Origin of the sequence: Prolixibacter bellariivorans ATCC BAA-1284, from assembly GCF_000621705.1 — a bacterium.
Lineage (GTDB): Bacteria > Bacteroidota > Bacteroidia > Bacteroidales > Prolixibacteraceae > Prolixibacter > Prolixibacter bellariivorans.
This window is the reverse complement of the sequence record NZ_JHXO01000013.1, coordinates 60,743-81,534: the sequence shown is the minus strand read 5'-3', so window position 1 is coordinate 81,534 and position 20,792 is coordinate 60,743. Positions and strand designations below refer to the sequence as shown.

Below are 20,792 nucleotides of genomic sequence, written 5' to 3'. Positions count from 1 at the left end.
TCTTCTGGGGCGTTACCCCCAGTTTTGACGTGTCAGGCTTTCAGCCTGTTTGGAGCAACGCTATTAATTGATTGAAAAACGACCTCATACGGCAATACCGGAGCCTGAAGGGCTCTCACGCCAGAGCTTGGGGGTATCGCCCCAAGAGAATGAACCAACCAGAACCCCCAGCCTGTAAGGCTGGCACAAGTCCAACTTATTCGTTTAGCAATTGCTTAAAGAACGGTACCAGTTCACCAGCCATCTTCGCCTGGTCATCTTTGTCGGGATGACCGCCACAACCATGTCCCTGAATATCGTGGAACTCGAAAATCCGGATGGGTTGGGCTACCGGCTGCTCGTTAAAATGATCGGCTACCTTGTGCAGGCAATCCATTAACACGGCATTCTTTGTCGAATCCAACATAGGACTATTCAGCAAGGCTACCTGTACATCGGGATAGTATTTGTAAATCGTGTCGACGAAGGAGATGTAGTGGCTGACGAACATTTCCGGATTAAATGGCTTTCGCGCGTGGATGGTATCACCTTCCGACATATCGTTCGTGCCCAGGCAAATGCTCACCACATCGGGCCGGAAGCGCGAGAAATCCCAGCGCCTGGTGCTGTCGGTATTCAGGTAACGATTGCCATACACTTCCGGCATCGACGGACTGGTCATGTTCCAGGTGCGGTAAATCCCAATACCGGAAACCGAGCTCAGCATAAACTGGGTATGCAATGCACGCGCCACTCGCGGGCCATAAGCCCAGTACGAATTGTGCTGATCCTGGTACTCTCCGATGCCGCAGGGAATCAGTTTCCAGTCGATGCCCACGCCGCAGGTAATGGAATTGCCGATGAATTCGATTTTCTTTTCGGAAAGCGCCGGGGGAAGCAGTAAATTATCGACCTCAGCACCGCCGAAGATGATATCTCCGATCATCGATTCGGTCGATTTGTATACGGTTACCGTGTGTTCCTTCGCCTTTCCCGTTACCGGAATATCGTACCAGGTGGCGGTATCGGAGGCAATCTTCATTTTGGTCAGGTACACACTGTCGACGGCAATGGACACATAGTTATAATCCGAGCCATTTTTCCCGATTTTCAATGATACTTTACAGGAATCGCCGGTAAAACGCAGCGTAACCGACGACGCCGAACCGATTAGTACTACATCGCCGTCACTAAGCCGGTCAGTCCTTCCCGCGTATTGGAAGTTATCGTTGTCAGGAGTAAAAATCTTCAGGGTATGCTGCTGGCAACCGCCGGAAAAAACGGCTAAAGCCATCAACAGGATGGTTACTGTTTGTCTCATCGAAAATCGCTTTTAGGTTGTCATTTATACAAACAGGTGGTCTAAAATAGGGAAAATATCGGTTCAGGAAGGGGACAAACATTTTGTTCTAACAAAAGAAAGCGTCTGTTAACGGTAAACTAAAGGCTCACTTAACGACTTTTCAAGCTCAACAACCCTAATAGGGCTACTACGCTTTAATCCTCATATATTGCTCTTACTACATCAGCTTTGGTCCCCATTTGTTTTTGTAACAATGTTCCGTCGCTATTGTAAATGACAATTTGGAAATGAGCCTTATCGCTAATATTGCACTCCATCTTCAGAACACCATTTTCCCAAAACATCTGACACTTGCCAGAGGGGATGCCATCTTTATAGTTGACTATACTTTTTATTTTTTCATTGGAAAAATACTCTGTCCACTTCCCTGTTTTCCGATTGTCCTTATATGCGCCAACACATTCAATAATGGGAAAATACTTCCGATCTTCATCCGGAGTTAAAAGATAATAGTCTCTCTTGGTTTTGGGAACCTTAATAGCAACGCGTTCTGTCACTACATTAACTGGAATCTTAAATTCCCGCCACATTCCCTGCTTTTGACCTAAAGAATCCACAGTATTCGATGTAATAGTCTGTGATTCTGCCTTTGTCGAGTAAAAAAGAAGGAATAAAAGTAATACGAAAACAATTTTATATTTCATCATTTGTTTGATTTTGCCGGTTCTTTAATAAAAATCGGAGTCGTAAATATCATTTTCGAAATCTTATTCTTACTGACAAAAACGCTCAGAAAATCGTCAATCAGGTCAAAGTACTTATAATCTGAAATCTTATAATCAATACTACAAATCGGGGTCAAACCATCGGACAAGGTATAGCTCACCAGAACAAATACATCCGATCCATCTTTTTTAACAACATTGTCAAAATGTAATTTTACCTGCTTTATCTCCTTCTTAAATTCGTTGACTCGTTTTTCCGAATCGATGCTGACTCCATTTTTGTCAAAAATCAGGATGTTCTGCAGATAAAACGGAAGATCATAGGACAATTCATCACATGGACTCCGCATCTCTTCATCGTAAATGACCTCTTTGCCTGCTGTTATAATCAAATGATTCCCTGCTTTATTTATTTCAATATCATTCCTGTTTTTATGAAGATTTGAGATTAATCCATTAAATACTTCCGGAAAATCATAATAATCAATGAATGCAAGTAAATCCTTGATGCTTTCGGGATACGAGTAGTTTAAACGATAAAACGAGTCTATAATCATTCCCATACCACCGTAATTGTCTTGTTGTTCTATTCGAAGAGTGTCGCTGGATTGGCTACTATCAAAAAGAGCTGAACTGTCTTGGTTCACTCTCTCCTGCCGGATACCCGTCAACCTCTCCTGGGCATGCAAATTGCCACCGAAGAACAGATGAATCAATACAACAAATAATATGGCTCTCATTTCTTGCGATTTTGTCCGTTCAATTTTTATCAGTTATTCTTTCTAGCATATTCCAATGTCTCAAGTGAAACAGCAGCTCCATATTCAGTTGCCGGCTCCTTCACACAAAAATTCAGAGATGGCAACATCTTTATATTTACTTCCTTTATAAACCGATACAATCTTAAATTTTAAAACATCTCCCTCCTTGATTTCGTATGGAGCATTCATGTATTTGTGATCTCTTCTGTTGATAAAATATTTCCCGATATCGAAAAATTGAAATTGCCATGTATTCTTTAGCAGAACATAACAGATTGGTGTGTTATTGTAATACACCTTAAGCAACTTAACTCTCGAATTTGCCTGCCATATCTTCAATGATTTACAATACCCGTTAAATACATTACAGATGCCATAAAACTGGTAGGCGCCGGCATAAGCCGTGTTTTCCGGAAAGTTAAATGTAAATTCCAGGTAATCCCCGATACCTTTCTTTCCAACCCAGGCAGTATTCAAATCATAGTCTTCAATATTCTTCACCCCATAGGTAATATCTCCGGCCGGATTTAAAACCGAAGATGCTTTAGGGTCACCAATCGGCATTGACCAATCGCCCCAACCTTCGTATGTTTTATACTCTTCTAAACTATTGTATCTATAATTCGGGTTAGTCACAATATTTGATTGAATGGTATCAAGAACAGCAGCCTGAACGGATGTTGTAATCAGCAATAATATAACGAAACTTAAAAGTCTCACCGGGTATGTACATTTCATCGCTAGTCTTTCATTTGTTGGGTGTGGGCATAAACTTACTACATTTTTCTTCCACCCCGAATAATTATAATATGCTTTAAAATCAATCTTTCAACTAATTTCCGGAAGTATTAATCTATCTGAACCCATTCTAAATTATCTAAAATTTTCAGCAATTTATAAAAGACACCCATAACTCCTTATTTGTGGTGAACGGTCGTTTTTTGATGGTGAACGTATCAATCTGTGTGGTGAACGGCAAAAATCGGTCATTTTTCGCGCCCAAAAATAGTATCCATAAATGGAGATGCTAAGACCTTCGGGCTTGCATTTTTTTGCATTCTATCTTAAATTAGATATCCAACGATATAGTTACAGGACATTTAGCCATTAAACAGATATTAATTACAACACATATTCAATTAAAACAAACTTTAACTATACTACTTGTCATGCTAGCCCCTCCCCGCTCCATACCAATGGCTCGACACGGTTGGGTCAATAGCGCCGACAAACCATTGTTTAACTAAATCGATTCACTATGAGCAATTCAGAAGATTTCAATGCCCTTATCGACGTGATTAAGGCAATTCCGGAAAACCAGATTCGCATTCCGGCTATCCCGGTTAATGTTTATTTGCAGGAAGCCGAAGACTTGTATCACTGGGCCAAGGACGATGCCGCGGAACTGGCCAAAGGCGGTATCACGGCCGAAATGATTGAAGAGTTGCCGGTACGCACCGGTGCCTGCCGCGAAGCGCAATCATTGTGGTTCAAGGACCATTACACCAGCAAGGAAGCCAAGAAATTGTGGGACGAACAATCACCGGCGGCCTACGACCTGCGCGATGAGCTGTTGCACGATTTCCGCTATGCTTTCCGGGACAATACCCAGTTACTGGGACGTGTTTCCGAAATTGCCGATGGCACCGGCCATGCCGATATGATTCAGGACCTGAACGACCTGGCCGTATTGGGACGCGAAAATCCCGATCCACTGGCAGCCATCAACTTTGATGTCACGCAACTGGATACGGCTGCCCAAACCGCCGATGCGATGGCCGAACTGCTCGCACAGTCCAACGGCGACCAACAGGAAGGGAACCCGGCCAAAATCATCCGCGACCGCGCCTACACCCACCTCAAACAACTGGTCGATGATATCCGTGCCTGCGGCAAGTACGTTTTCTGGAAAAAACCGGAAAAATTAGTTGGGTACAGTAGTCATTATTACCGGGTAAATAACCGGAAAACCATTTCCGTTCCAAGCGAAGAATCTTCAGCGGATTAATTAGGAAATACAGGTGCATGTTCCGGCTTTCCTGCAGACTACAAAGCCCACCTGTAAGGCTCAAATATGATTCAGTAGCCTCAATCCCCTTTCCTGTTGAACAGGAAAGGGGATACTGGTAACAGGAAAGGTCATCACCCTAACAGGAAGGATACCAAAGACAACAGGACGCTATAAAAGCTAACAGGAAGCTTTATGAATGTAACAGGAACCCGTTCGACCACCACAGAATAACAAATAAGGAATTCAGGAGGCAATAAAAGGGAGCCAGGTAACTATTTTAATCACTAAAAACTTTGACTATGGATTCGTACTATGTAAACAAGAATGCGCAAGCCAATGGTGACCATCAAGTTCACAAATATGGATGCAGCTATTTGCCCGAAGAGGCTAACAGAGAATACCTGGGCGAATTTTCCAACTGCCACGATGCGGTAAAAGAGGCTAAGAAAACGTATCCTCAATCCAACGGATGCTATTATTGCTCCAACGCTTGTCACACGAGTTGAGAAGTTTTTATTGGGGAATAATGTCCATCAATTAGTGGAAGCCCTTCAGGCTTCTATCCTTTTTCGGGATCTACTACCTGGGGACGTTGTCTCCAGCTTTGGCGTATCAGGCCTTCAGCCTGTTTGGGATATACACCCTGTTTGGGAGAGTGACAATCATCTTTCGGGCAACAATTTCATCGAATAAAAAACACACACATATGATATCAACAGAGCCTGAAGGGCTCCTACGCCATAGCTTGGGGCATCAGGCCTTCAGCCTGTTTGGGATATACACCCTGCCTGGTAGAGTGACAATCAGCTTTTGGGCAACAATTTCATCGAATGAAAAACACAACAACACGATAGCATGGCACCAGAGCCTGAAGGGCTCCTACGCCATAGCTTGGGGCATCGCCCCAAGAGAACGAACCTACCAGAATCCTCCAGCCTGTAGGGCTGGCACAAACCGGAAATAAAATCGAACCATTCTAACCAATAAACGACATCACTATGGGCCAATCACTCGCACAATTGTACATTCATCTCACTTTTGCCACGAAGGAACGTTATCCTTTTATTACATACGAAACCAAATCCGGAATTGAAGCCTACATCACCGGCATATTAAAGAATTTGGAAAGTCCAGCCGTTACTATGTATGCCAACCCCGATCACATTCACATTCTGTTCCGACTTTCTAAAAATCATGCATTGACACGAATTGTCGAGGAGATAAAGAAACAATCCTCTAAATGGATGAAAGAAAAGGGAGTTAAGAAATTCACGTGGCAGATCGGTTATGCGGCCTTCTCGGTTAGTAGTTCTAAAGTTGAATCGGTGAAAAAGTATATACTCAATCAGAAAGAACATCATCGAACAATTAGTTTTCAAGAAGAGGTGGAGACATTTATGAGGCATTACCAGAATTCAGAATATGACGGAAAATATTTTTGGACGTGAATGGTGGAAGCCCTTCAGGCTTCTCTTTGTTATACGTCGCCTTCTATCTTGGGGCGTTGCCCCCAGCTTTGGAGTTTCAGGCTTTCAGCCTGTTTAGGACAGACACCCTGTTTGAAGCAAACCATGAATAAATGAAAAATTCACCAATTCAATATCTTCAGAGCCTGGATGGCTCCTCTACAGCTTTAGCGTATCAGGCCTTCAGCCTGTTTGGGATATACACCCTGCCTGGTAGAGTGACAATCATCTTTCAGGCAACATTTTCATCGAATAAAAAACGCACACATATGATATCAACAAAGCCTGAAGGGCTACTACGCCAAAGCTTGGGGCATCGCCCCAAGATTACGAACCAACCAGAATCCTCCAGCCTGTAGGGATGGAACCTACCCTGATCTTCATTTTCTTAATTCTTCATTACCACCCCCTCCGGAATGGGCGTTGATTTAGGCAATCTGAAAAAAATATCCCATCTTGGGAAACGTTTTTTACGAATCAGTCTATTACAATAACCTTTCTCTAACGAATAGCGATGAATCGACTACAATCTGTCATCGGAGGGATGATTTTCATTTTCGGCCTGGCCGGTCAGGTACAGGCACAGCCGGCATCGAACTATGACCAACACAAGGCGTTCGACCCCACGTTTATGAGCGAACCCGGCACCGCGTTCCGTGGTGGCAGTGGCGCTCCCGGACCATTATACTGGCAAAACCGGGCCGACTACAACCTGGCAGCCACGCTGGATACTACGCAACACCTGATTTCCGGAAACTCGGAAATTCATTATACCAACAACAGTCCCGACGCCCTGCATTACCTTTGGTTGCAGGTGGAACTGAATCTTTTCAAGAAAGGCTCGCGGGGGAGTTATTCAGGTAATGTACCCACAACGGCCGGCGGTATTGATATCCAATCGGTGGAGGTCACCCAGAACGGAAAGACCTATGCAGCCGATCATGTGATTACCGATACCCGGATGCAGGTTCGCTTGCAACAACCGGTAAAACCCGATGGCGGGAAGATAACAGTAACCGTCAAATATGCATTCCACATCACGAAAAACCAGTTCCGTCTGGCGATGATGGACTCGAAGAACGGAGCCATTTACGATGTCGCCCAGTGGTATCCGCGCATGTGCGTTTACGACGATGTACGGGGCTGGAACACCCTTCCCTACCAGGGAGCCGGTGAGTTCTACTGCGATTACGGCGACTTCGATTACAAAGTGACCGTTCCGGCAAACATGATTGTGGCCGGTGCCGGCGTATTGCAAAATCCAGAAGAAGTGCTCACGAAAACGGAAATCAAACGACTCGACAAGGCCCGTCAGAATGACGAAACCACATACATCATCAAACCGGAGGAAGTAGGGAAACCTGAAACCCGTCCGATACAAGAAGGTATGCTGACCTGGCACTTCAAAATGGAAAACAGCCGCGATGTATCGTGGGCTGCTTCAAAAGCATTTATTTGGGACGCTGCCAAAGCCAATTTGCCGGAAGGCAAAACAGTGTTGGCCATGTCGGTTTACCCGGAAGAGAGCATGGGCGAAAACGCATGGAGCCGTTCAACGGAATATCTGAAACACAGTATCGAAACCTTCTCAGCCGATTGGTACCCTTATCCCTACCCCGTCGCCACCAATGTGGGCGGTCCGGTAGGTGGCATGGAATACCCCGGCATTATTTTTTGCCACTGGAGCATCAACAAACCTAAGGTGATGTACTTTGTGACGGCTCATGAAATCGGGCACAACTGGTTCCCCATGCTGGTAGGTTCCGACGAACGTCGCTACGGTTTCATGGACGAGGGATTGAATACCTTCATCGATATTTACGCGCACGAGAAATTCAACCATGGCGAATTCGGTCCCAAACGTGACGGGGAATTTGATCCGGAAGGGAAAAATCCGGCACGTGACATTGTGCCATTTATGACCGGAAACAATACTGAAGCCATTATGAACTATTCGGATGTGATGCTGCAGAAAAACGGCCACATGCTGAATTACTACAAAACCTCGTTGGGGTTAGTAATACTCCGTGAGTACATTCTGGGACACGACCGTTTCGATTATGCTTTCCGGACTTACATCGACCGGTGGGCATACAAGCATCCCACCCCTGAAGATTTTTTCCGGACCATGAACGATGCCGCCGGCGAAGATTTGGGCTGGTTCTGGAATGAGTGGTTCTATCAAACCTGGACATTGGATCAGGCAGTAACCGGCGTGCACTACGCCAACGGTCAGCCGGAAAAAGGCTCGCTGATTACCCTGACCAACAACAACCAGATGGTGATGCCCACCACCGTAAAAGTGGTGGAAAGCAACGGCAAAACCGGTGAAGTAAAGCTTCCGGTAGAAATCTGGCAGCGAGGCGGCACCTACCTGTTGAAGTATGCCTCCACCTCATCCATCGATTCGGTGATTGTTGATCCGAACAAACAACTTCCGGATGTAAATCCGAAGAATAATGTTTGGACCAATGACACCAAACTTTCCGGAAAATAGATTAATCATAAAAACATTCGAATCGATAGGAAGCCGGTGAAATTCACCGGCTTCTTTTTTTTAATCTAAACAGATATTCAAAGATGATATCAATAAACACCTCTGTGACATAAAGTTATGAACAAAACACTTTTCCTGTTTTAAGAGCGCTCCGGTGTACACTTGCGAATAGTAATGCCCCTATATAAAACACTGCTTGTCAATCCATTGCCACAACCCCACATTGTCCATCCCAACCTTCGAACGGCGGAAGAACAAGCACATACAGCGTTTGCTTGTTCATATCATACCGGGAGTATCATCTAACAGAGTAAGCATTTTTTCGTAATTTGAATTCAGGAATAAAAAGGACGGATAGTAGTAATCATTTAGGAACGACAAACATTACAACCTTATATGGGTAGGATGTTGGTGATGTCACCGATTGAAGTTGACCGGTATCAAAATATAGAGCTACCTGAACTCTAAATGCGACCATCATGAAAAAAAAGAGTTTCATACTGCGTAAACCATCAGACTTGATACCCTCGCGCAAAAATTTTATCATCGCTTTGTTAGTATTTCCATTATTATTTAGTCTGATTACCCTTGTTGGCTGGATAAGCGGAGCGGATACCATTACACGATGGCATCCCCGTTATATTCCCATGGCGCCCAGCACAGCTATATCTTTTATTCTTTTGTTTATCGCTGTTTTCCTCCCCCTTTTTTTTCACCTGAATCTGAAACAGGTTAAACTGGCCAGAATTCCGGTATTCTTAACGGCACTCATTTCGTTACTCGTATTAGTTCATTTCATTTCAGGCAGCAGTTTTAATTTTGAAACGCTCATTGTTTCCCACCCGCCGGAATTTCATGGCATAGAAACTGCTCGCATGTCGCCGGCTACCGCTATTTTTTTCTTCGTCACAGCCATCACTTTATTTCTCTATTTTTCACATAATTCAAAATTACAGCAAACCGCCAGTTTAATTTTGACAATAAGCCTCGGAATCATTCTTTTATTCGATCTGGGCTACCTATTTGGCACTCCACTCTTGTATGAGGACCATATTATTCCTCCGGCTGCCAATACCGTAATTTCACTCACACTATTATCGCTCGGCATACTTCTCCGATTTGGATACAATCACTTTCCCATTCGGTTATTTACCGGCAAATCCATACATGCCAAATTACTACGAGCCTTCCTTCCCCCAACCATTTTTGTTTTACTGACGATTGGCATTATTGAATCCCGGTTATTCTGGCTCAGCGAAGAACAGGTCGTCTTTTCGTCTCTGGTTATTTTAACAGCCACTCTGATTTTAGGATTTATCATTATGCGGATTTCCCGAATTATCGGGAACGACATTGACCATGCTTTTGAATACCGTGCAAAGGCTGAATCCAAATTGCGAGAAAGCGAAGAACGTTTTCGTAAATCCATCAGTCAAGCTCCCTTTCCAGCGTTCATACACTCCGATAACGGCCAGATTATATCCCTCAACAATGCATTCACCGAATTAACTGGTTATACCACCCACGATATTCCGACCATGGAAGCATGGATTAGTCTTTCAGACCCGAAATACCAGGAAAAAATCAGTGAGCATGTCAACAATCTATATCAATTGAAAGAGCGTATTGATGAAGGGGAGTTTCCGGTTTTTACAAAAGAGAACAAAGTGCTTACCTGGGATTTTAGCACAGCTCCACTAGGGAAACAACCGGATGGAACAAGCCTGTTTATCACTATGGCAAAAGATACGACAGAACGAAAAAAGGCAGAACGCCTGCTGAAGGAACAAGAGCGATGGTTAAAAGAGTCGCAACGAGTCGGACGAATCGGGTCGTACAACATCAATTTGCAGAATTGGACCTGGACCTCATCGGAGATTTTTGACGAAATATTCGGGATTGATGAAACATTTGATAAAAACATGAATAATTGGCTCAAGCTGATCCATCCCGACCAACTGGAAGAACTGCGAACTTATTTTGATGATATTGTTGGAAACAGGGAGTCTTTCAACAAAGAATACAAAATTAACCGGCAAACTACCGGCGAAGAGCGATGGATATGGAGTCATGGCGAAGTGAATTATTCCGACACCGGCGAACCATTGACAATGATAGGAACCATTCAGGATATCACCGAAAGGAAATATAGCGAATATCAGATTGAAAAGTCGCTTGCACTGGTAAAAGCTACCCTCGAATCGACGGCCGACGGTATTCTGGTGGTCAACAATGAAGGGAAAATAATGGAACACAATCAGAAGTTTGCTAAAATGTGGAATATTCCGGAACATATTTTTACCAGCCAAAGCGACGAAAAAGCCATTAATTATATTCTGAATCAACTGAAGAAGCCGGATTTGTTTGTGAGCAAGGTGATGGAACTATATGCCAATCCGGATGCGACTTCATTCGATACGCTGGAATTTATTGACGGGCGCATTTTTGAACGGTACTCTAAGCCGCTTCGAATAAATGATGATAGTATGGGACGGGTGTGGAGTTTCCGCGATGTGACCGAACCAAGAATAGTGGAACAAAGTCTGAAAAAAACCCAGCTACTTCTAAAATCAACCATCGAAAGCGCCAGAGATATTATTATTATGGCGATTGATACATCCTACCGGTATCTGAATTTCAATCACGCCTATTGGTTATTAATGAAATCGGTATACAATGTGGAAATCACTCCCGGCATGAATTTACTTGACTTCGTTCATTCAGAAGAAGATATTCAACGATTTAAACCCTACTATGACCGGGCTTTGCATGGTGAATCACATTCTCAAATAGAGAAGTTCAGCGATGGTGACTACTACGAGACTTTTTACAATCCAATAGTTAACGAGGACGATGAAACTATAGGGGCAACGGCATTTTCCATCAATATCACAGACAAAAAAAAGGCCGAAGCAGAACTCATCCAGGCCAAAGAACTGGCTGAAGAGAATAACCGCCTGAAAACCGCTTTCCTGCATAACATTTCGCATGAAATCAGAACCCCTATGAATGCTATCATCGGCTTTTCGGAACTATTGTGCGATGAAGAGATTGGGCCGGATGAGCGTGGAAAGTACGCTGGAATGGTTTTTCAAGCGGGCGAACAACTGCTTTCCATTATCACCGATATCATCAATATTGCCACCATTGAGTCGGGGCAGGTAAAAATCAACCAGCACCAGGTGAATTTGAACCAGGCATTAAAAAGTATCCTGATGCAATTTCAGATGACAGCCGATCAGAAACAAATCGAACTACGTCAAAGCACCCCGGTGCAATCGCGAGATATTAGCCTGGTGACTGATGAAATTAAACTCATTCAGATATTAACGAACCTGATTGGAAATGCGTTGAAATTTACCGAAAGCGGCTACGTTGATTTTAATTACCGGATTAACGAAATGTACGTAGAATTTCATATCGAGGATACAGGAAAGGGCATCCCGGAAGAACTGCAGGAGAAAATATTTGAGCGGTTTCAACAAGCCGACAGCAACATATCGAGGGAATTCGGAGGCGCCGGCTTGGGACTGGCTATATCGAAAGCATACATCGAACTGTTAGGCGGCCGGATTTGGTTGAAATCGGAACCCGGAAAGGGTGCAGTGTTTACATTTACGATTCCTTATATTCATCCTGATATCCTTTCGGAAAAAGAAACGACGGAAACTTCGGAAAAACTAAAAAACGATGTCCTGACTATTCTCGTTGCTGAAAACGAAGAATACAGCTTTTTGCTCCTGAAGTCAATGTTACCTGATTATCGTTTGATTCGTGCTTCCGATGATAAGGATACACTCCGTATTCTTCGTGCGAATCCCGCCATTGACATGGTCTTCTTTGATGTTAATCTAAAAGAAGATAATGAAGATGAATCCATCAAACGAATAAAAGCTTTCCGGCCTAAATTGCCTGTTCTTGCCCTGACAAGCTATGGCCAGAACAATCAATGGGACAGAATTCACACAAAGGGTTTTGATGAATACATCAAGCGTCCTTTTAGGAAGGAAGATATCATCAGCCGACTAAAAAAATTCGTCAAATAGACCCTCAATACCTATCCGTCAGTAGCTTTGTTGATTGCAACAGGCGTTTTCACAAATTGCGCGAAAATCAGGGAAGTCAGTGCAATGCCAGCTCCGGCAATGAACGGAATCCGCCAGTTATACATCCATAGCAACCCGCCGAAAACTGGAATAATGACCGCCATAATATGATTGATGGTAAATCCGACCGCCATTGACGGGGCAATATCTTTTGGATCGGCCTTCTTCTGGAAATAGGTATTAATGGCAATGGAGAAACTGAAAAACAAGTTATCGACCAAATACATGGCTGTTGCAAAATTCTTATCTTCTATTAATCCATATCCCAGAAATACCAGTAACAAACTGGCATATTCAACGGTCAGCATGGTTCGTTCACCAAAGCGGTGAATGGCTTTAGCCACCTGCGGACTGAGAAAGAAGGTCATGATGTTGTTCAGAACAAATAGAATGGTGATATGCTGAACCGAAAATCCATACTTTTCCACCAGCAGGAAAATCGCAAATACCACAAATATTTGCCGACGGGCACCCGCCAAAAAATTCAGGGTATAAAATAACCAGTACTTTTTCCTGAGAATCAGTTTGCGCTGCTGCGGAGGCTTGGTCTTATCGACGGGATCGCGCGTAAGGGCGAACAAACCGACCAATACGAGAATGCCGCCAAAAAGGTAAAACAAATCCTGCATTGGGAGGTAATGGCTAATTCCCCAAATAACTGCACCTACCGTAATGTTGGTGAGCGCTCCGTAACTCTTAAAGCTGGCCAGCACCCGGGGTATGCGGGTATGATCAAAATACTGCAGACTCAGCGATTGATTGGTGGTTTCGAAGAAATGGAATCCTACCGACATCACGACTGTGGTAAAAATCAGTCCACCAAAGGACGGAAAAATGCCAGCCATGAAAACGCCTCCTCCAAGCATAACAATGGAAAGTGCTGCAAAACGGTGCTCTTTGATAACCAGTAACAGATAAATGACGAAGAAGGTCAGAAAACCAGGGATTTCCCGAACGGATTGAATAACGCCAATCTGAAAACCATTCACGCCAACCACGTCAACCGCATAATTATTGAACAGCGTTCTCCATCCCTGAAAGCCAATGGCCGATGCAACCACCAGCAAAAGCAGGTATCGGTACATCAGGTTTTCACGGTACGTTCGGTATGTATTCATTCCTTTCTCAGTTAGATTAAGACGACAAAAGTAATAAAATGAGTTTCCTGCCAGGTTCTTTTTATATCAACACTAAAAAAGACGGCATAACATTTACATAAAATCGGTCTGATCTGGTGGAAGAAAACGACCATAACTCACTGGTATTTTTACGACTACACCATCAGCATTTATTGACCTTTTAAAATTTTTATGTTGTGTGACTAAAGTTACTGAAGAAAGGCATTCTCAAACCTTTCTTTGTAGCGTCATTCAAGGTTACATACATGATAGGTTTTTTTAAAAGCTATCGATTAAGAATTCTCTTTATCATTCTTGGAGGAATTGCCGGGTACCTTTACTGGTCCCAAATCGGATGTGCCTCCGGCACCTGTCCGATTACTTCGAACTGGTATTCGAGCAGTGGTTACGGTATTTTGCTTGGCTGGTTGCTCGGTGATTCCTTCAGAGTGAAAAGAAAACAGAACGAAACGAATGCAACGAACTAGCCAGATATCCGTACTGATGGCCATCTTCCTTTCCCTGTTGGTTTCGTGCAACCAGGCAGGAAATGGCAACCAGTCCAATATGGCAGGCAAAGGTAATGAGAAGAATTTGGTGGTTGTTAAGGATATGAGCAAGTTCTCTGAAATAATAAATGGGGATACTCCCGTACTCGTTGATTTTTATGCTGATTGGTGTGCCCCGTGCAAAATGATGGCACCGATTCTCGAACAACTTTCAAAAGAGATGCAGGGATCAGTCAGAGTGGTAAAAGTAAACGTGGACAACAATAGAGAAGCAGCCATGCAATATGGCATACGAAATATACCTACCATGCTCCTGTTTCGCAACGGACAAATCAAATGGCAGGGGGTCGGCGTAATGCAAGCCGACCAGTTGAAATCAATTATTCAACAGAACAGCTGATATTGGTTATGATTTAGGTTTGGTTAGGGAAAAAGGCTCGGTGGCCACCCAGCCGCCGGCCTTCCTTCCCGCTTTTTTCAGACAGTCCGCAGTAAATTCCAAAAACATTTTACAAAATTCAGAACAAACAATTTGCTTGTAAAAGTGAATAGTGGAACTATATAATAATCAGATGAAGAGCAGCATTTTAGTTAACGAACATTATTGTCCAAAAAACCACCCCTGTCCGGTCGTTAGGGTATGTCCGACAGGAGCCATTTCGCAGAAAACTCCATTTCATGCACCTGAAATCGACCAGGAGAAGTGTGTAAGTTGTGGAAAATGTATGTATTTCTGTGCATTTGGGGCTTTTCAGCCTGGCAATTGATTTTATCCCAGCTCATAAGTTCATTGTGTCCCTCTGCCTTCAATGGTGGGGGGATTTTTTATTTTCCACCCATTACCAGTTCCAGCACCCGGGTCGTTTCATCCGTAATTTTGTAGCGGTCGTCAATCCTTTTACCGATAATCCACACCACCTGTTCACCATTGGTTACCAGCCAGGTATTTTCCTTCTCGGGAAGACTCATCTTTTCATCGATAAAAAAATCGCTCAACTTTTTAAAGCCGTTCATTCCCAGCGGACGAAAATAATCACCCGGCTCCCATTTCCGGATTTTCAATGGAAATTGAATTTTATCCAAATCGATGCAAGCAACTTTTGCTGAGCGTGGAATCCGAAAATGCTGGTTTCTTTCCACCTTGCGTATTTGTATAGACAGTGGTTTTGTCAAATCTTTCAGGCCTTCATCGATGTAATACACCTGTTTCTCCATTTCGGGAAGCCGGGTAATGATGAGATGTTCCCTGTCCCGAACCACACGGTGGGTTGGAGAAAAGAACTGTTTTCCCGGCTCGCCATCCAGTGTTTCCTCAATCTGCGCTACCACTTCGCTATTGAAATGAAAAGGCTTCAAAAACTCAAACAGGTAAGTATTGAGAGGATCCAGTAATTTCAATTCACTAATAGAAATATGGTACTCCCTCCCCTTCCTGATGGCAACCCGCTCCCAGCATTGCTGAATTTCCTGGAAATAGATAGTGGAAACATCCTTCAGGTAATGAATGGTTTTCTGCAAGCTTTCGCGGAAAGAGGGATTGAGTTCTTCCATTAAGGGCAACAGTTGATGCCGGATTTTATTTCGCTGGTAGTCGAGGCTGGCATTTGACGAGTCGTCACGATATTCCAACTCATGTTCGATGCACCAATTGGCAATCTCGGTGCGTGTGGTAAATAACAGCGGACGAACCACCCGCCCATTTTTCGGTTTAATACCCGTCATTCCTTTCAACCCGGTTCCCCTGGAAAGATTCAGGAAAAAGGTTTCCAGCAAATCGTCGCGGTGATGGGCAACAGCAATCACGTCGTAATGATTTTCAGCCCGGATTTTCTCGAACCAGTCATAACGCAACTCACGGGCAGCCATCTCGATGGAATAGCCGTGTTCATCGGCATATTGCTCTGTATCGAACGCCTGATGATAGTAACGCCGGCCATATTTTTCGGCCAGCCTGGCTACCAGTGCTTCGTCTCCATCCGACTCTTCGCCGCGCAGATGAAAATTGCAGTGCGCGATGCCCAATGCATAACCTGCCTTTTCAAGCAGATCGAGCAAAACGACCGAATCCATTCCACCACTAACGGCAACCAGGATCGTATCACCCGAAGTAAACAAGTTATGACGTTGGATATAACTGACCAGTTCGTTTATCATCACTTCAATTTATTCAAAAATACGATAATACCTTTAACCAAAAGAAAACCGGAGAATGATTTAAGCCATTCTCCGGTTGATATAATTTTGGGAAATTCAATTACAACTTTAAAACGACCTGTCCCCGGTTCTTTTTATTCAGCAGCCGCTGAATATAATTCTCCAGTTCGTCAAGCGAAATAAATGTCGCCAAATCATCAAGCCCATCAGGCTTCCAGTCACCGGCCAGTTTTTCCCAAACCGCTTTTCGCTCCTCCAGCGGCGTTTTCTGTGAATCGACCCCCAAAAGCGAAATGTTATTCAGAATGAACGGATAAACGGTGGTATTCAATTCGCCGGAACCAATATTCCCACAAGTGGTTACATTCCCACCGTATTTGCAGGCCTTAAGCAACGTCGCCAATGTGTTACCTCCCACCACATCAACAGCACCGGCCCATTTCGGACGGATCAACGGCCGTCCCGACTGGTCATCGGTTTCCGATTTATCGATGTGCTGATGAGCTCCGAGCTTCTCAATCACCTCCCGGCTGTCTTCCAAATTCGATGTGGCGGCGATAACCTCAAAACCTTCTTTTAGCAGGATTTTTACAGCCAGACTTCCCACTCCGCCAGCTGCACCTGTCACAACCACCGGTCCGTCGACGTGTTTCTGACCAGCATCCAACAGCCGTTTCACCGAAAGGGCCGCCGTTAACCCTGAAGTTCCCAGCACCATGCTTTCGGCAAGCGTTAGTCCTTTGGGTAACGGTACAATCCAGTCGGCCGGCACGCGAATGTATTCCGCGAAAGCACCATCGGTATTCATACCCAAATCGTATGATGTTACAGCTACCTCATCTCCCTGATTGAATAAAGGTGATGAACTATCTTCCACAATTCCCGCGGCATCGATTCCCGGCGTATGCGGATAATTTCTAGTCACGCCCCGGTTGCCCGAAGCCGAAAGTGCATCCTTATAATTAAGTCCGGCATATTTTACCCGAATAAGTACTTCGCCTTCGGGTAACTCATTCACCGAACGGTTTACTAATTTGCGGACAAACGCTCCGTTCTCTTCAAATACACGATAAGCTCTGAATGTTGTATCTGTCATTTCAATGTTCCTTTCTTTATTCTCTCTATCATACTAACAAAAAAGAAAGCAGCCCGTTCATAGGCTGCCTATATATTTTATTCGCAACGTTGCTTTACTTTTCCATCGCTGAAACTTTCTCGACGATCTTGAGAATCACATGACATGCCTTTTCCATCGATTTGGTCGGAATGAATTCAAACTTACCGTGAAAATTATGTCCGCCTCCAAAGATGTTAGGGCAAGGTAATCCCATAAATGAAAGACGTGCTCCATCGGTTCCACCGCGAATCGGTTCAATCTTCGGCTCAACACCAACTTCTTTCATAGCCGCTTCAGCCATGTCAATAATGTAGAGAACCGGCTCCACTTTTTCACGCATATTATAATACTGATCTTTCATTTCCAGTTCCACTGTACCTTCGCCAAATTCAGCATTAACTTTGCGTACGATATGTTCCATTTCCGTTTTACGATCTTCAAAGCGGTCCTTCTTGAAATCACGAATGATATATTCCAGTTCGGTACGCTCAACGTTTCCGTTAATCGACAACAAGTGATAGAACCCTTCATAGCCTTCGGTATGCTCAGGCGTTTCGTGGCGTGGAAGCATGCTGATAAACTGGCTGGCAATACGCATCGAGTTCTTCATTTTATGCTTGGCAGACCCAGGGTGTACACTAATTCCATGTACAATTACCCGTGCAAAAGCCGCATTAAAGTTCTCGTACTGCAATTCACCTATTTCGCCGCCATCCATGGTATAAGCAAAGTCAGCTCCAAATTTTCCCACATTGAAATAATCGGCTCCCTGACCAATCTCTTCATCAGGCGTAAATCCAACACGTACCTTACCGTGTTTGATCTCGGGATGACTGGCCAGGTACTCCATCGAAGTCACAATTTCAGCCAATCCGGCTTTATCATCAGCGCCAAGCAAAGTCATACCGTTTGTCACGATTAATCGCTGACCGGTATATTTCTTTATATCAGGAAATTTTTTCGGGGATAATACAATTCCCTCTTCCTGGTTCAGGACAATATCACCTCCGTCATAATTCTCAACGAACTGCGGATTCACGTTCTTACCCGAGAAATCGGGACTGGTATCCATGTGAGCGATAAATCCAACCGTGGGAACTTCCTTGTCAATATTCGAAGGGAGCGTCGCCATCACATAACCATTATCATCCAGCTCCACATCTTCGAGTCCGATGCGCTTCAACTCTTCGGCAAGTTTTTGTGCAAAAGTAATCTGACCCGGTGTGCTGGGCGTAAGTCCGGTTTTGGAGTCGGACTGGGTGTTTATCTTTACATAACCGACAAAACGGTCGACAACCTGGTTTTCCATTTTTATCATCAAATTTGCAGATTTAAGAGTCCGAATATAGCTAATTTCGACGAGAGAGAAGTACAAAAAATCGCTGTAAAGTGGTGAAACTGACGAATCTCATTATTTCTCAATCTAATGGGGAAATCATTAACGAAAAAAGGAGTTGCCGAAACAACTCCTTTCTCAAATATGGTGATGCAACCAACTTAATAAGCCAGTGCAAACAAGACTCTTCTTTTTGAAGGTTTGCCGGTGACTATGCATTTGCCTTCCTCTTCTTCCCCTTCGAACGGGATACAGCGGATGGTAGCTTTGGTTTCCTCCTTGATACGGGTTTCTGTTTCGGGAGTACCGTCCCAGTGGGCCAGAATAAATCCGCCTTTAGTATTCAGCACTTCTTTAAACTCATCATAAGTGTCCACCTTCACGGTATTTTCCTTGCGGAAATTCCATGCCTTTTGGTAGATGTTATTCTGAATTTCAGTCAGCAGATCTTCCACATACTGATCAATATTTTCGAGTGACTGAACCGATTTCTCCAGCGTGTCACGACGAGCAACCTCAACGGTTCCGTTTTCCAGGTCACGTGGTCCTATAGCCAGACGGACAGGAACGCCTTTCATTTCATACTCGGCAAATTTCCACCCAGGGCGCTGTGAGTCACGATCGTCATATCGAACCGTAATGCCTCTTTTCCGAAGCCTGGCCATGATTTCCTTCACTTTGGCTGATACTTCCGCCAGTTGTTCCGCCTTTTTATAAATCGGAACAATCACCACTTCGTAGGGTGCCAGACGCGGAGGCAGCACCAAACCATTATTATCGGAATGAGCCATAATCAGTGCACCTACCAAGCGAGTAGAAACGCCCCAGGAAGTAGCCCACACATGATCAAGTTTCCCTTCTTTATTGGTGAACTGCACATCGAATGCCTTGGCAAAATTCTGCCCCAGGAAGTGCGACGTTCCGGATTGAAGTGCTTTTCCATCCTGCATCAATGCTTCGATGGTGTAAGTTTCCAACGCTCCGGCAAAACGTTCATTAGCCGATTTTGCTCCCTTGATGACCGGAACCGCCATATAGTTTTCGGCAAAATCTGCATACACATTAATCATACGTTCCGTTTCTTCCATTGCCTCCTGCCTCGTAGCATGAGCTGTATGGCCTTCCTGCCAAAGGAATTCAGAGGTACGAAGGAACATGCGGGTACGCATTTCCCAACGCACAACGTTTGCCCATTGGTTTATCAATAGTGGAAGGTCGCGGTATGATTGAATCCAGTTTTTATAGGTATTCCAGATAATGGTCTCCGAAGTCGGTCGTACAATCAGCTCTTCCTCCAGTTTCGCGTCAGGGTCGACCACTACCCCATTACCATCCGGGTCATTTTTTAACCGGTAATGAGTTACTACGGCACACTCTTTGGCGAATCCTTCAACGTGATCGGCCTCTTTCGAGAAGAATGATTTAGGAATGAACAACGGGAAATAGGCATTTTCGTGTCCGGTTTCCTTAAACATTCGATCCAGTTCAGCCTGCATTTTTTCCCAGATAGCGTAACCGTATGGCTTGATTACCATGCAACCACGAACAGCTGAGTTCTCCGCTAAATCGGCCTTCACAACCAGATCATTGTACCATTGTGAATAATTTTCTTCTTTTGATGTTAGTTCCTTCGCCATCTTCTATCTTTTGGTATGGAATTTGCTTTATTTGCAGTGAATTTTCAAGCTTACAAAGTAAAGAAATTCTCTA

At 44.2% G+C, this 20,792-nt stretch carries 18 protein-coding genes; 9 read left to right on the top strand and 9 right to left on the bottom strand.

Going from position 1 to position 20,792, the window contains the following annotated elements; genetic code table 11:
• Window positions 1-196 precede the first annotated feature (196 nt).
• The 4 genes from T426_RS0117890 to T426_RS0117875 form a co-directional block, all read right to left on the bottom strand.
• On the bottom strand, window positions 197-1,300 hold the full coding sequence (locus T426_RS0117890; protein ID WP_025864859.1) for an SGNH/GDSL hydrolase family protein: 1,104 nt from the start codon (window positions 1,298-1,300) through the stop codon (window positions 197-199).
• Between the two features lie 176 nt (window positions 1,301-1,476).
• Window positions 1,477-1,989 carry a toxin-antitoxin system YwqK family antitoxin gene (locus T426_RS0117885; RefSeq protein ID WP_025864860.1) on the bottom strand — a complete coding sequence of 171 codons (513 nt, stop codon included), beginning with the start codon at window positions 1,987-1,989 and terminating at the stop codon, window positions 1,477-1,479.
• Window positions 1,986-2,747 (bottom strand): hypothetical protein, encoded by a 762-nt coding sequence (locus T426_RS0117880; protein ID WP_025864861.1) that lies wholly within the window; start codon window positions 2,745-2,747, stop codon window positions 1,986-1,988. The genes T426_RS0117885 and T426_RS0117880 overlap by 4 nt, the downstream gene beginning before the upstream one ends.
• 84 nt (window positions 2,748-2,831) lie before the next feature.
• A complete protein-coding gene (locus T426_RS0117875) occupies window positions 2,832-3,488 on the bottom strand; it encodes an NADase-type glycan-binding domain-containing protein (RefSeq protein ID WP_169737698.1) in 657 nt (218 codons plus the stop codon).
• A gap of 538 nt (window positions 3,489-4,026) precedes the next feature.
• On the opposite strand from T426_RS0117875, the gene T426_RS0117870 reads away from it, so the two are divergent.
• The 6 genes from T426_RS0117870 (at window position 4,027) to T426_RS25290 (ending at window position 12,788) form a co-directional block, all read left to right on the top strand.
• On the top strand, window positions 4,027-4,776 hold the full coding sequence (locus T426_RS0117870) for a hypothetical protein (protein ID WP_025864863.1): 750 nt from the start codon (window positions 4,027-4,029) through the stop codon (window positions 4,774-4,776).
• A 302-nt stretch (window positions 4,777-5,078) separates the two neighbouring features.
• Window positions 5,079-5,285, top strand: a complete 207-nt coding sequence (locus tag T426_RS0117865; RefSeq protein WP_025864864.1) for a hypothetical protein — start codon at window positions 5,079-5,081, stop codon at window positions 5,283-5,285.
• Between the two features lie 492 nt (window positions 5,286-5,777).
• The gene (gene tnpA / locus T426_RS0117860; protein WP_027586068.1) at window positions 5,778-6,227 is read left to right on the top strand and encodes an IS200/IS605 family transposase; all 450 of its coding nucleotides are present in this window, start codon (window positions 5,778-5,780) and stop codon (window positions 6,225-6,227) included.
• 131 nt (window positions 6,228-6,358) lie between these two features.
• Window positions 6,359-6,604, top strand: a complete 246-nt coding sequence (locus T426_RS25835) for a hypothetical protein (RefSeq protein WP_153637549.1) — start codon at window positions 6,359-6,361, stop codon at window positions 6,602-6,604.
• Window positions 6,605-6,759: 155 nt separating this feature from the next.
• Window positions 6,760-8,742, top strand: a complete 1,983-nt coding sequence (locus T426_RS0117855; protein ID WP_025864865.1) for a M1 family metallopeptidase — start codon at window positions 6,760-6,762, stop codon at window positions 8,740-8,742.
• Between the two features lie 479 nt (window positions 8,743-9,221).
• Window positions 9,222-12,788 (top strand): hybrid sensor histidine kinase/response regulator, encoded by a 3,567-nt coding sequence (locus tag T426_RS25290; RefSeq protein ID WP_025864866.1) that lies wholly within the window; start codon window positions 9,222-9,224, stop codon window positions 12,786-12,788.
• 11 nt (window positions 12,789-12,799) lie between these two features.
• Here the strand turns inward: T426_RS25290 and T426_RS0117845 are convergent, their stop codons facing one another.
• Entirely contained in the window at window positions 12,800-13,966 is a 1,167-nt protein-coding gene (locus T426_RS0117845) for an MFS transporter (protein ID WP_025864867.1), read from the bottom strand.
• Between the two features lie 266 nt (window positions 13,967-14,232).
• On the opposite strand from T426_RS0117845, the gene T426_RS25945 reads away from it, so the two are divergent.
• From T426_RS25945 to T426_RS26325, 3 genes are all read left to right on the top strand, one after another.
• Window positions 14,233-14,454 (top strand): DUF6132 family protein, encoded by a 222-nt coding sequence (locus T426_RS25945; protein ID WP_025864868.1) that lies wholly within the window; start codon window positions 14,233-14,235, stop codon window positions 14,452-14,454.
• Window positions 14,441-14,875: a thioredoxin gene (gene trxA, locus T426_RS0117835; RefSeq protein WP_199898615.1), complete on the top strand. Its 435-nt coding sequence runs from the start codon at window positions 14,441-14,443 to the stop codon at window positions 14,873-14,875. Before T426_RS25945 ends, trxA begins: the two co-directional genes overlap by 14 nt.
• 172 nt (window positions 14,876-15,047) lie before the next feature.
• Entirely contained in the window at window positions 15,048-15,242 is a 195-nt protein-coding gene (locus tag T426_RS26325) for a 4Fe-4S binding protein (protein ID WP_081782456.1), read from the top strand.
• A 58-nt stretch (window positions 15,243-15,300) separates the two neighbouring features.
• On the opposite strand, the gene tilS is transcribed toward T426_RS26325, so the two are convergent.
• From tilS to proS, 4 genes are all read right to left on the bottom strand, one after another.
• The gene (gene tilS / locus T426_RS0117825; RefSeq protein ID WP_051569020.1) at window positions 15,301-16,629 is read right to left on the bottom strand and encodes a tRNA lysidine(34) synthetase TilS; all 1,329 of its coding nucleotides are present in this window, start codon (window positions 16,627-16,629) and stop codon (window positions 15,301-15,303) included.
• 100 nt (window positions 16,630-16,729) lie between these two features.
• Window positions 16,730-17,725, bottom strand: a complete 996-nt coding sequence (locus T426_RS0117820) for a YhdH/YhfP family quinone oxidoreductase (protein WP_025864870.1) — start codon at window positions 17,723-17,725, stop codon at window positions 16,730-16,732.
• Between the two features lie 94 nt (window positions 17,726-17,819).
• Complete coding sequence (gene pepT, locus T426_RS0117815) at window positions 17,820-19,064, bottom strand: peptidase T (RefSeq protein ID WP_234406737.1); 1,245 nt, start codon at window positions 19,062-19,064, stop codon at window positions 17,820-17,822.
• A gap of 179 nt (window positions 19,065-19,243) precedes the next feature.
• Entirely contained in the window at window positions 19,244-20,719 is a 1,476-nt protein-coding gene (gene proS / locus T426_RS0117810; protein WP_025864872.1) for a proline--tRNA ligase, read from the bottom strand.
• Between the last annotated feature and the right edge of the window lie 73 nt (window positions 20,720-20,792).